General features: G+C 70.5%; 10 protein-coding genes. 2 read left to right on the forward strand and 8 right to left on the reverse strand.

Going from position 1 to position 11989, the window contains the following annotated elements; all coding sequences use genetic code 11:
• Positions 1–4: 4 nt before the first annotated feature.
• The 8 genes from ACZ66S_RS09765 to tkt all read right to left on the reverse strand — a co-directional run bounded on the left by ACZ66S_RS09765 (position 5) and on the right by tkt (position 10392).
• Positions 5–1468, reverse strand: coding sequence for a membrane-associated oxidoreductase (locus ACZ66S_RS09765; protein WP_469900970.1), 1464 nt, complete (start codon positions 1466–1468; stop codon positions 5–7).
• Between the two features lie 99 nt (positions 1469–1567).
• Positions 1568–2155: a histidine phosphatase family protein gene (locus ACZ66S_RS09770; RefSeq protein ID WP_469900971.1), complete on the reverse strand. Its 588-nt coding sequence runs from the start codon at positions 2153–2155 to the stop codon at positions 1568–1570.
• A gap of 7 nt (positions 2156–2162) precedes the next feature.
• Complete coding sequence (gene gnd, locus ACZ66S_RS09775) at positions 2163–3041, reverse strand: phosphogluconate dehydrogenase (NAD(+)-dependent, decarboxylating) (protein ID WP_469900972.1); 879 nt, start codon at positions 3039–3041, stop codon at positions 2163–2165.
• Between the two features lies 1 nt (position 3042).
• Positions 3043–4695 carry a glucose-6-phosphate isomerase gene (gene pgi, locus ACZ66S_RS09780; protein WP_469900973.1) on the reverse strand — a complete coding sequence of 551 codons (1653 nt, stop codon included), beginning with the start codon at positions 4693–4695 and terminating at the stop codon, positions 3043–3045.
• On the reverse strand, positions 4688–5623 hold the full coding sequence (gene opcA, locus ACZ66S_RS09785; RefSeq protein WP_469900974.1) for a glucose-6-phosphate dehydrogenase assembly protein OpcA: 936 nt from the start codon (positions 5621–5623) through the stop codon (positions 4688–4690). The genes pgi and opcA overlap by 8 nt, the downstream gene beginning before the upstream one ends.
• Positions 5620–7155 (reverse strand): glucose-6-phosphate dehydrogenase, encoded by a 1536-nt coding sequence (gene zwf, locus ACZ66S_RS09790; protein ID WP_469900975.1) that lies wholly within the window; start codon positions 7153–7155, stop codon positions 5620–5622. The genes opcA and zwf overlap by 4 nt, the downstream gene beginning before the upstream one ends.
• Positions 7152–8297 (reverse strand): transaldolase, encoded by a 1146-nt coding sequence (gene tal, locus ACZ66S_RS09795; RefSeq protein ID WP_469900976.1) that lies wholly within the window; start codon positions 8295–8297, stop codon positions 7152–7154. The genes zwf and tal overlap by 4 nt, the downstream gene beginning before the upstream one ends.
• Before the next feature lie 19 nt (positions 8298–8316).
• The gene (tkt, locus tag ACZ66S_RS09800; RefSeq protein WP_469900977.1) at positions 8317–10392 is read right to left on the reverse strand and encodes a transketolase; all 2076 of its coding nucleotides are present in this window, start codon (positions 10390–10392) and stop codon (positions 8317–8319) included.
• A 146-nt stretch (positions 10393–10538) separates the two neighbouring features.
• On the opposite strand from tkt, the gene ACZ66S_RS09805 reads away from it, so the two are divergent.
• Positions 10539–11459: a helix-turn-helix transcriptional regulator gene (locus ACZ66S_RS09805; RefSeq protein ID WP_469900978.1), complete on the forward strand. Its 921-nt coding sequence runs from the start codon at positions 10539–10541 to the stop codon at positions 11457–11459.
• A 5-nt stretch (positions 11460–11464) separates the two neighbouring features.
• Positions 11465–11854: a VOC family protein gene (locus ACZ66S_RS09810; RefSeq protein WP_469900979.1), complete on the forward strand. Its 390-nt coding sequence runs from the start codon at positions 11465–11467 to the stop codon at positions 11852–11854.
• Positions 11855–11989 lie beyond the last annotated feature (135 nt).

The raw sequence follows: 11989 nt of genomic DNA on the forward strand, positions 1-11989 counted from the left end.
GGTGTCACTGCCGGTTGACGGTCCGGGTGACACCGGCGAAGACCGTCGTCGCCAGGATCCAGCCCGCGATGACCAGGGCGTACGACAGCGACTGGTACCAGCCCCGCGGGGCGAAGGCGCCCTCCTGGCCGAAGGAGATCACCGGCAGCAGCAGGTCGAGGGTGTAGAAGACCGGGTCGAAGTGCGGGGCCTCGTCCGCCTTCAGCGGCGGCGGATGGTGCAGGCCGAACGCGATCGAGCCGACGGCCAGCAGGGAGACCAGCCACACCCCCGCGCGCAGCGGGTGGAAGCCGTAGCCGACGGCGGCGTCCTGGACGTGCCCCCACAGCCGTCCGTACCAGGGCAGCGTCGCGCGACGGCGGCGCTGCTTGGCGAGCTGCACCAGCCGGGCGGCGTGGTCGTCGCCGATCCGGCGGTAGGCGGCCGTCAACTGCTCGTAGGCGTGCGGGACGTAGCCCTCCCGGTCGCGCTCCAGCATGGGCAGCCGGCGCTCGGCGGGCTCCTGGGGGGTGAGCGAGGTGTAGACGAGCTTGTTGAACTGCACCTCCTCCGGCACCACGTCGGGTTCCAGGAACAGGTCGTCGATCTGCGCCCGGCGCAGGCTGAGGGTGCCCTCGACGGGTGGCCCCTTGCGCAGCCAGAGCTCCCCGATGGTGGAGCTGTTCGCCCGGAGGGCGGCGTCGCCCGGGTTCGACAGATGCGCGTACGACAAGTCCAGCCGGCCCGCGATCCGGGCGCCCCGCAGGCCGATCCAGCCGAAGGTGTGCGACCGGCGCAGATGGAAGTCGCCCTCCACGACGAGGGTCTGCGCGTCGAGGACGACGTCGCCGGGGCGGCTGAGCCGGGCGTCGTTCAGGTTCACGGACCCGGCGACGGTGGCGCCGTTGAGCCGGACCTCGCCGTGGGCCCGCAGGCCCGGCGCCCACAGGTCGTCGCCGATGCTCATGTGGTTGAGCTGGAGCGCGGGTTCACCGGCGTCGACCGCGGTGATCTCGGCGCGCTCCATGAACAGCGCCCCGGCGATCTGCGCCCCGCCGAGCCGCACCGGGCCGTTGACCCGCGAGTCCGTCAGCCGGAGCACCGCCTCCACGTGCAGGGTGGCGGCGGTCAGCCCCGGCAGCACGGAACCGCTGAGGTTCAACTGGCGCAGCCGGCAGCCGTACAGCAGCGGTGTGTCGTCGAAGAAGCAGCGGCTGAGGCGTACGGCGTGCTCGACGGTGCCGTACTGCAGCTTGAGCACGCCGGTGATCCGGGCGCCCGCGAGCTTGAGCGCGGGTATCTCCCCGTCCTCCTGGGGGCCGTTGAGCATCAGCGCCCGCAACACGGAGGCCCGCACGGTCCGTTCGTCGCCCCACTCGGCGCCGCCCGTCGCGTCCTCGTCCTCCGTCGTCCGGAAGTCCACGGCCTCGCCCTTCGGGAAGGCGCGCCACACCCGCAGTTCGGCCGGGGTCAGGTTGTCGATCTCCATCAGCGGTGACTCTCCAACGCCCACGGCACGGTGTCAACACGCCCCGGGACGGCGACGGCCCGGGAGCCTGTGCTCCCGGGCCGTGGCACAACCGCCTTGCTACACCCTGGTGTTCCACTCCGCGATCACCGGGCGGTCGTGTTCCGTCGACAGACGGCTCACCGTGCCGGTCGCGAGCTGGAACAGACGCCCTTCCGCCGGGCCGAGGCCCAGCCGGCGGGCCGTCAGGACCCGCAGGAAGTGGGCGTGGGCCACCAGCACCACATCACCCTCGGGGAGGGCCGCGTCGACGCGGGCGAGGACCCGGTCGGCCCGGCGGCCGATCTCCTCGGGCGACTCGCCGGGGTGCCCCTCCGCGCCGGGCGGTACCCCGTCGGTCCACAGGTCCCAGTCGGGACGGGTGCGGTGGATGTCGACGGTGGTGACGCCCTCGTAACCGCCGTAGTCCCACTCGTGCAGGTCGGGGTCGGTCGAGGCGCCGGTGATGCCCGCCAGCTCGGCGGTGCGTATCGCGCGGCGCAGCTCACTGGTGAGCGCGAGCGAGAAGGTCCGGCCCGACAGGAGCGGAGCGAGGGACTTGGCCTGTTCCTCGCCGTGCTGGGTGAGGGGCAGGTCGGTCCAGCTCGTGTGCCGGCCCGACACGCTCCACTCCGTCTCGCCGTGGCGGACCAGCAGAAGATCCCCCACGACGCGCCTACTTCTTCGCTTCGACGGCGTGCCCGCCGAACTGGTTGCGCAGCGCCGCGACCATCTTCATCTGCGGGGAGTCGTCCTGACGGGACGCGAACCGGGCGAACAGCGACGCCGTGATCGTGGGCAGCGGCACCGCGTTGTCGACGGCCGCCTCCACGGTCCACCGGCCCTCGCCGGAGTCCTGGGCGTAACCGCGCAGCTTGTCCAGGTGCTCGTCCTCGTCGAGGGCGTTGACCGCGAGGTCCAGCAGCCAGGAACGGATGACGGTCCCCTCCTGCCAGGAACGGAACACCTCCCGCACGCTGTCCACCGACTCGATCTTCTCCAGCAGCTCCCAGCCCTCGGCGTACGCCTGCATCATGGCGTACTCGATGCCGTTGTGGACCATCTTGGAGAAGTGCCCGGCGCCGACCTTGCCCGCGTGGACATAGCCGTACGGCCCCTCGGGCTTGAGCGCCTCGAAGATCGGCTGGAGCCGGTCCACGTGCTCCTTGTCGCCGCCGACCATGAGGGCGTAGCCGTTCTTCAGGCCCCACACCCCGCCGGAGACGCCGGCGTCGACGAAGCCGATGCCCTTGGTGCCGAGCTCCGCCGCGTGCTTCTCGTCGTCCGTCCAGCGGGAGTTGCCGCCGTCGACCACGGTGTCACCGGGGGAGAGCAGCTCGCCGAGCTCGTCCACCACGGACTGGGTGGCGGCGCCGGCCGGCACCATCACCCACACCGTGCGCGGGGCCTCGAGCTTGTCCACCAGCTCGGCGAGGCTCGCCACGTCGGAGACCTCGGGGTTGCGGTCGTAGCCGATGACGGTGTGGCCGGCGCGGCGGATGCGCTCGCGCATGTTGCCGCCCATCTTGCCCAGGCCGATGAGTCCCAACTGCATGTCAGTGCACTTCCTTCAGTTCACGGTAGGCGGCCACCAGGGCGGTGGTGGAGGGGTCGAGGCCGGGGACGTCCGCGCCCTCGGTCAGGGCGGGCTCGACGCGCTTGGCGAGGACCTTGCCGAGCTCGACGCCCCACTGGTCGAAGGAGTCGATGTTCCAGATCGCGCCCTGGACGAACACCTTGTGCTCGTAGAGGGCGATGAGCTGGCCGAGGACGGACGGGGTGAGCTCCTTGGCGAGGATCGTGGTCGTCGGGTGGTTGCCCTGGAAGGTGCGGTGCGCCACCTGCTTCTCGGCCACGCCCTCCGCGCGCACCTCCTCGGCGGTCTTGCCGAAGGCGAGCGCCTGTCCCTGCGCGAACAGGTTGGCCATCAACAGGTCGTGCTGCGCCTTGAGTTCGTCGCTCAGCTCGCCGACCGGACGGGCGAAGCCGATGAGGTCGGCCGGGATCAGCTTGGTGCCCTGGTGGATCAACTGGTAGTAGGCGTGCTGCCCGTTGGTGCCGGGCGTGCCCCACACCACCGGCCCGGTCTGCCACTGCACCGGGTGGCCGTCGCGGTCCACCGACTTGCCGTTGGACTCCATGTCGAGCTGCTGGAGGTAGGCGGTGAACTTCGACAGGTAGTGCGAGTAGGGCAGGACCGCGTGCGACTGGGCGTCGTGGAAGTTGCCGTACCAGACGCCGAGCAGGCCCAGCAGCAGCGGGGCGTTGGACTCGGCCGGGGCGGTGCGGAAGTGCTCGTCGATGATCCGGAAGCCGTCGAGCATCTCCCGGAACCGGTCCGGGCCGATGGCGATCATCAGGGAGAGGCCGATCGCCGAGTCGTAGGAGTAGCGGCCGCCGACCCAGTCCCAGAACTCGAACATGTTGTCCGGGTCGATGCCGAAGTCGGTGACCTTCTCGGCGTTCGTCGACAGCGCCACGAAGTGCTTCGCGACGGCCTTGTCGTCGTGGAGACCGCCCGGGCCCTCCAGCAGCCAGGTGCGGGCCGAGGTGGCGTTGGTGATCGTCTCGATCGTGGTGAACGTCTTGGACGCGACGATGAACAGGGTCTCCGCCGGGTCCAGGTCCCGCACCGCCTCGTGCAGGTCGGCGCCGTCCACGTTGGAGACGAACCGGAAGGTCAACTCCCGTGCCGTGAAGGCCCGCAGGGCCTCGTAGGCCATGGCGGGGCCGAGGTCGGAGCCGCCGATGCCGATGTTGACGACGTTCCTGATCCGCTTGCCGGTGTGGCCGGTCCACTCGCCGGAGCGGACCCGGTTCGCGAAGTCGCTCATCCTGTCCAGCACGGCGTGCACACCCGGGACGACGTTCTCCCCGTCGACCTCGATCACCGCGCCGCGCGGGGCGCGTAGCGCGGTGTGCAGCACCGCCCGGTCCTCGGTGAGGTTGATCCGCTCACCGCGGAACATCGCGTCCCGCAGCCCGAACACATCGGTGGCGGCGGCCAGTTCCTGGAGCAGGGCCAGGGTCTCGTCGGTGACCAGGTGCTTGGAGTAGTCGATGCGCAGATCGCCCACGCGCACCACGTACCGCTCGGCGCGGCCCGGGTCGTCGGCGAACAGCTCACGCAGATGCGCGTGCTGCTCGGCGCGGTGGTCCTCCAGGGCCGTCCACTCGGGGCGGCGCGTGAGAAGGGGGGAGTCAGACATGAGCAGGCGTCTCCTTGGTGCCCTCGCCCCGCAGGGCCACGGCGTACATCTCGTCGGCGTCGAGGCGGCGGAGCTCCTCGGCGATCAGTTCGGAGGTGGAGCGGACCTTCAGCGCGAGGGTGCGGGAGGGCTGGCCCGGCAGGGACAGCGTGGCCAGCGGGCCCTCGGGGCGGTCGATGACGATCTCGCCGTTCGCGGTGCCCAGCCGGACGGCCGTGACGACCGGACCGTCGGTGACCACCCGGTCGATCCTCACCTTCAGCCGCGCCTCCAGCCAGCGCGCGAGCAGTTCGGCGGCCGGGTTCTCGGCCTCGGCCTCCACGGCCCCGGAGATGATCTCCGCGCGGGCCTGGTCGAGGGCCGCCGCCAGCATCGAGCGCCACGGCGTCAGCCGGGTCCAGGCGAGGTCCGTGTCGCCGGGCGCGTAGGAGCGGACCCGGGCGGCGAGGACGTCGAGGGGGTTCGCCACGGCGTACAGGTCGGTGATCCGGCGCTGGGCCAGCGCGCCCAGCGGGTCCTTCGCGGGGTTCTCCGGCGCGTCCACCGGCCACCACACCACGACCGGGGCGTCGGGCAGCAGCAGCGGCAGCACCACGGAGTCGGCGTGGTCGGACACCTCGCCGTAGGTCCGCAGCACGACCGTCTCGCCGGTGCCGGCGTCGGCGCCCACCCGGACCTCGGCGTCGAGGTGCGAGTTGGTGCGGTCGCGCGGGGTGCGGGCGTGCCGCTTGATGACGACCAGGGTGCGCGAGGGGTGCTCGTGCGAGGCCTCCTCGGCCGCCTTGATCGCGTCGTAGGCGTTCTCCTCGTCCGTGACGATCACCATCGTCAGGACCATGCCCACGGCGGGCGTTCCGATGGCGCGGCGACCCTGCACCAGCGCCTTGTTGATCTTGCTTGCCGTGGTGTCGGTCAGGTCGATCTTCATGGCCTGCGCCAGCTCCGTCCGTCTCGTGCGAGCATCTCGTCGGCTTCCTCGGGTCCCCAGGTACCCGACGCGTACTGCGCCGGACGGCCGTGGTTCGCCCAGTGCTCCTCGATCGGGTCGAGGATCTTCCAGGACTCTTCCACTTCCTGGTGACGCGGGAACAGGTTGGCGTCCCCGAGGAGGACATCCAGGATGAGCCGCTCGTAGGCCTCCGGGCTGGACTCGGTGAACGACTCGCCGTAGGCGAAGTCCATCGTCACGTCCCGGATCTCCATCGAGGTGCCCGGCACCTTCGACCCGAACCGGACCGTCATGCCCTCGTCCGGCTGCACCCGGATCACGATCGCGTTGGAGCCGAGCTCCTCGGTGGCCGTGGAGTCGAAGGGCGAGTGCGGGGCCGTCTGGAAGACGACCGCGATCTCGGTGACCCGGCGGCCCAGCCGCTTGCCGGTGCGCAGGTAGAAGGGGACGCCCGCCCAGCGCCGGTTGTCCACGTTCAGCCTGACGGCCGCGTACGTGTCCGTGGTGGAGGCCGCGTCGATGCCGTCCTCCTCCAGGTACCCGAGCACCTTCTCGCCGCCCTGCCAGGCGCCCGCGTACTGGCCGCGCACGGTGTGCTTGCCGAGGTCCTCCGGCAGCTTCACGGCCCTGAGGACCTTCAGCTTCTCGGTGAGCAGCGACTCGGCGTCGAAGGCGGCCGGCTCCTCCATGGCGGTCAGCGCCATGAGCTGGAGCAGGTGGTTCTGGATGACGTCACGGGCGGCGCCGATGCCGTCGTAGTAACCGGCCCGGCCGCCGATGCCGATGTCCTCGGCCATCGTGATCTGCACGTGGTCCACGAAGGACCGGTTCCAGATGGGTTCGTACATCTGGTTGGCGAAGCGCAGCGCCAGGATGTTCTGGACGGTCTCCTTGCCCAGGTAGTGGTCGATGCGGAAGACCTGGTCCGGTTCGAACACGTCGTGCACGAGGGCGTTGAGCTCGCGGGCGCTCTTCAGGTCGCGGCCGAACGGCTTCTCGATGACCGCCCGCCGCCAGGACCCCTCGGGCGCGTTCGCCAGCCCGTGCTTCTTGAGCTGCTGGACGACCTTAGGGAAGAACTTCGGCGGTACGGAGAGGTAGAAGGCGTAGTTGCCGCTGGTGCCGCGGGCCTTGTCCAGGTCCTCCACGGTCTGGCGGAGCTGCTTGAACGCCGTGTCGTCGTCGAAGTCGCCCGGGATGAACCGCATCCCCTCGGCGAGCTGCTGCCAGACCTCCTCGCGGAACTCGGTGCGCGCGTGCTCGCGCACGGAGTCGTGCACGATCTGCGCGAAGTCCTCGTCCTCCCAGTCCCGGCGGGCGAACCCGACGAGCGAGAAGCCCGGCGGGAGCATCCCGCGGTTGGCGAGGTCGTAGACGGCCGGCATCAGCTTCTTGCGGGACAGGTCGCCGGTGACGCCGAAGATGACGAGCCCGGAGGGGCCGGCGATCCGGGGGAGACGCCGGTCGCGCTCGTCGCGCAGCGGGTTCTCCCAGTCGGCGGTGATGGTCATTCCGCGTCCACTCCCTTGCTGTTCAGCGACTTCGTGACGGCGTCCAGGAGGTCCTGCCAGGCGGCCTCGAACTTGGCGACGCCCTCGTCCTCCAACTGCTGCACGACCTCGTCGTACGAGATGCCCAGTGCCTCCACGGCGGCCAGGTCGGCGCGGGCCTGCGCGTAGCCGCCGCTCACCGTGTCGCCGGTGATCACGCCGTGGTCGGCGGTGGCGTTCAGCGTGGCCTCCGGCATGGTGTTGACCGTGCCGGGCGCGACCAGCTCGTCCACGTAGAGGGTGTCCTTGTAGGACGGGTCCTTCACGCCGGTCGAGGCCCACAGCGGGCGCTGCTTGTTGGCGCGGGCGCCACCGAGGGCGGTCCAGCGGGACGAGGCGAAGACCTCTTCGTAGGCATGGTAGGCGAGCCGCGCGTTGGCGAGCGCCGCCCGGCCCTTGAGCGCGCGGGCCCGGTCCGTGCCGAGGACCGTGAGCCGCTTGTCGATCTCGGAGTCGACCCGGGAGACGAAGAAGGAGGCGACGGAGTGGATCATGGAGAGGTCGAGGCCGTTCTTCGCGGCCTTCTCCAGACCGGCGAGGTAGGCGTCCATCACCTCGCGGTAGCGCTCCAGGGAGAAGATCAGCGTGACGTTGACGCTGATCCCGAGGCCGATGACCTCGGTGATCGCCGGGAGGCCCGCCCTGGTCGCCGGGATCTTGATCATGACGTTCGGGCGGTCGACCAGCCAGGCGAGCTGCTTGGCCTCGGCGATCGTCGCCCGGGTGTCGTGGGCGAGGCGCGGGTCGACCTCGATGGAGACCCGGCCGTCCCGGCCGCCGGTGGCGTCGTGCACGGGGCGCAGCACGTCGGCGGCGGCGCGGACGTCGGCCGTGGTCATCATCCGTACGGCCTCGTCGACCGTCACGCCCCGGGCGGCGAGGTCGCCGAGCTGCTCCTCGTAACCCGCTCCGGAGCCGATGGCGGCCTGGAAGATGGACGGGTTGGTGGTGACGCCGACGACGTGCTTCGTGGCGACGAGCCCGGCCAGGTTCCCCGACTCGATCCGTCCCCGTGACAGGTCGTCCAGCCAGATGGAGACGCCCTCGTCGGAGAGGCGCCTGAGTGCTCCCGCGGTCGCGGTCGCTTCGGTCACAGTGATCATCTTCTTTCTGGCGGTCGGATCAACCACGCGCGGCGGCCAGTGATTCCCTGGCGGCCGCGACGACGTTCTCGGGGGTGAAGCCGTACTCGGCGAAGAGGGTCTTCGCGTCGGCGGAGGCGCCGAAGTGTTCGAGGGAGACGATGCGTCCTGCGTCACCTGTGAAGCGGTACCACGTGAGACCGATACCGGCCTCGATTGCGACCCGGGCTCGCACGGACGGCGGAAGGACGCTCTCCCGGTACTCCCGCGGCTGCTCCTCGAACCACTCCACGGACGGCATGGACACCACCCGGGTGCCGACCCCCTCCGCCTCCAGCCGCTCCCGCGCGGCGACGGCGAGCTGCACCTCGGAGCCGGTGGCGATCAGGACGACGTCCGGGGTCCCGGTGGAGGAGTCCCGGAGCACGTACCCGCCCCTGGCCGCGTCCGGGTTCGGCGCGTACGTCGGTACGCCCTGACGGGTGAGGGCGAGGCCGTGCGGGGCCGGGTCGGTGGCGTGCCGCTTCAGGATCTCGGCCCAGGCGATCGCGGTCTCGTTGGCGTCGGCCGGGCGCACGACGTTCAGGCCCGGGATGGCGCGCAGGGACGCGAGGTGCTCGACGGGCTGGTGGGTCGGGCCGTCCTCGCCGAGCCCGATGGAGTCGTGCGTCCAGACGTAGGTCACGGGGAGCTGCATCAGGGCGGACAGGCGCACGGCGTTGCGCATGTAGTCGGAGAACACCAGGAAGGTGCCGCCGTAGATCCGGGTGTTGCCGTGCAGCGCGATGCCGTTCATCTCGGCGGCCATCGAGTGCTCGCGGATCCCGAAGTGGACGGTTCGGCCGTACGGGTCGGCCTCCGGCAGCGCGTTGCCCTTCGGCAGGAAGGAGCTGGTCTTGTCGATGGTGGTGTTGTTTGAGCCGGCGAGGTCGGCGGAACCGCCCCACAGTTCCGGAAGGACCGGGCCCAGCGCCTGGAGCACCTTGCCGGAGGCGGCACGGGTGGCGACGGACTTGCCCTCCTCGAAGACCGGGATCGCGGACTCCCAGCCCTCGGGGAGCTGGCCGGCGACGATCCGGTCGAACAGCTCGGCCCGCTCGGGCCGCTCACCGCGCCACGCGGAGATCTGCTTGTCCCAGGCCGTGTGCGCCTCGGCGCCCCGGTCCAGGGCCAGCCGGGTGTGGGCGAGGACCTCGTCGTCGACCTGGAAGGCGCGCTCCGGGTCGAAGCCGAGGAGCCGCTTGGTGGCCGCGACCTCGTCGGCGCCGAGCGCCGAGCCGTGGGCGGCCTCGGTGTTCCGCGCGTTCGGCGCGGGCCAGGCGATGATCGTGCGCATCGCGATGATCGAGGGCCGGTCCGTCTCGGCCTGGGCCGCCTTCAGGGCGCCGTACAGGGCGTGGACGTCGATGTCGCCGTCGGCAGCGGGCTCGACGCGCTGGGTGTGCCAGCCGTAGGCCTCGTAGCGCTTCAGCACGTCCTCGGAGAACGCGGTGGCGGTGTCGCCCTCGATGGAGATGTGGTTGTCGTCGTAGAGGAAGACCAGGTTGCCGAGCTTCTGGTGGCCGGCGAGGGAGGAGGCCTCGGCGGAGATGCCCTCCTCCAGGTCGCCGTCGGAGACGATCGCCCAGATGGTGTGGTCGAAGGGCGACTCGCCCTCGGGGGCCTCGGGGTCGAAGAGGCCGCGCTCGTAGCGGGCGGCCATCGCCATGCCGACGGCGTTGGCGACGCCCTGGCCGAGCGGCCCGGTCGTGGTCTCGACACCGGCCGTGTGCCCGTACTCGGGGTGACCGGGCGTCTTGGAGCCGTGGGTGCGGAAGGCCTTGAGGTCGTCGAGCTCCAGCTCGTACCCGGAGAGGTAGAGCTGGGTGTAGAGCGTCAGCGAGGTGTGCCCGGGGGAGAGAACGAAGCGGTCACGGCCGGTCCACTCGGGATCGGCGGGGTCGTGACGCATCACCTTCTGAAAGATCGTGTACGCCGCGGGAGCGAGACTCATCGCGGTGCCCGGGTGGCCGTTGCCGACCTGCTGCACGGCATCCGCCGCCAAGAGGCGGGCGGTGTCGACGGCACGCCGGTCGAGTTCGGTCCATTCGAAGCTGTCCGGTGTCTGCGTGCTCATCTTCAAGAAGTCCTCGATCGGAGCGGGATTGCTGGTCTGACGTGTTCAAACTTAAAAGTCTGACTTTTACGAGGGAAGGTCGCCGTGTGTCAGCCTGTGGTGAAAGTGGGACACGGAACGCTCCAGGCAGGCGGCACGAGCAGGACATGGCGGACAGAACATCCCAAGGCTCCATCCAAGGTGGAGACGGTGACGGCGGCGTGGACGGGATCAGAACGTTCCCCTTCCCCAGCGAGCTGAGTGTGTGCGGAGTCGGCATGCAGGTCGGCCCCATGGGAGCCGACCGCACCTGGCACGCGGATGCCCCGTTGGAGCGCGTGCACCGCATCGACTTCCATGTCGTGATGCTCTTCGACGGCGGCCCCGTGCGCCACATGATCGACTTCGCCGAGTACGAGGCCGCAGCGGGCGACCTCCTGTGGATCCGCCCGGGCCAGGTCCACCGCTTCTCACCGACGAGCGAGTACCGCGGAACCGTCCTGATCATGCAACCGGGCTTCCTGCCGCGGGCCACGGTGGAGGCGACGGGGCTCTACCGCTACGACCTGCCGCCCCTGCTGCGCCCCTCCGCCGCCCAGTTGGCGGGTCTCAAGGCCTCGCTGGCCCTGCTGCAGAGGGAGTACGAGGACACCGCCACCCTGCCGCTGAGCCTGCACACCTCGGTGCTGCGGCACGCGCTGACGGCGTTCCTGCTGCGGCTCGCCCACCTCGCCGCGAGCTCGGCGGAGGCCGGGCGGCGCACCGAGTCGACGTTCACCCTGTTCCGGGACGCCGTGGAGAAGGGCTTCGCCACGAACCACAGCGTCAGCGCGTACGCCGACGCCCTCGGCTACTCCCGCCGGACCCTCGTGCGCGCGGTGCGCGCGGCCACGGGGGAGACCCCCAAGGGGTTCATCGACAAGCGGGTCGTGCTGGAGGCGAAGCGGCTCCTCGCCCACACCGACATGCCGATCGGACGGGTGGGAGCGGCGGTGGGGTTCCCCGACGCCGCGAACTTCTCCAAGTTCTTCCAGCAGCACACCGACATGACACCGGCCGCCTTCCGGACGGAACTTCGACAGGAGTGAACCCCATGGCCCGACTGCGCGACATCGTCTTCGACTGTGCGCGTCCCGCCGCCACGGCACGGTTCTGGGCCGCCGCGACGGACGGCTACGCCGTGGCTCCCTACGACGACGAGGAGTTGGCCCGGCTGCGCGCCCTCGGCATCACGGACGTCGAGGACGACCCGACCGTGCTCGTCGAGTCCTCGCGGGGCGGACCCCGGATGTTCTTCCAGCGGGTGCCCGAGCCCAAGAGCGGCAAGAACCGGGTCCATCCGGACCTGTCCGCCCCGGACCCGGCGGCGGAGGCCGAGCGGCTCGTCGGACTCGGTGCGAGGGTCCGGGACCGGTTCGCGGACCACTGGGTGCTGACCGATCCCGAGGGGAACGAGTTCTGTGTCTTCCGCGAGGACGGGTGACTTTCGTGAGGACGGGTGGCATCCGTGAGGACGGGTGACTTTCGTGAGGAGGGGTGACTTTCGTGAGAACGGGTGACATCGCGTCAAACCGCCCAGCGCTGTGACCACTTGACCGTCCCTTTGCTGTGCATGACC

The organism is Streptomyces sp. NPDC107471, assembly GCF_055582845.1.

Coding starts and splice junctions, on each gene's coding strand:
- tkt (WP_469900977.1), bottom strand. CDS start 10,392: ATGAGCACGCAGACACCGGACAGCTTCGAATGGACCGAACTCGACCGG.
- opcA (WP_469900974.1), bottom strand. CDS start 5,623: ATGAAGATCGACCTGACCGACACCACGGCAAGCAAGATCAACAAGGCG.
- pgi (WP_469900973.1), bottom strand. CDS start 4,695: ATGTCTGACTCCCCCCTTCTCACGCGCCGCCCCGAGTGGACGGCCCTG.
- tal (WP_469900976.1), bottom strand. CDS start 8,297: ATGATCACTGTGACCGAAGCGACCGCGACCGCGGGAGCACTCAGGCGC.
- ACZ66S_RS09810 (WP_469900979.1), top strand. CDS start 11,465: ATGGCCCGACTGCGCGACATCGTCTTCGACTGTGCGCGTCCCGCCGCC.
- zwf (WP_469900975.1), bottom strand. CDS start 7,155: ATGACCATCACCGCCGACTGGGAGAACCCGCTGCGCGACGAGCGCGAC.
- gnd (WP_469900972.1), bottom strand. CDS start 3,041: ATGCAGTTGGGACTCATCGGCCTGGGCAAGATGGGCGGCAACATGCGC.
- ACZ66S_RS09765 (WP_469900970.1), bottom strand. CDS start 1,468: ATGGAGATCGACAACCTGACCCCGGCCGAACTGCGGGTGTGGCGCGCC.
- ACZ66S_RS09805 (WP_469900978.1), top strand. CDS start 10,539: ATGGCGGACAGAACATCCCAAGGCTCCATCCAAGGTGGAGACGGTGAC.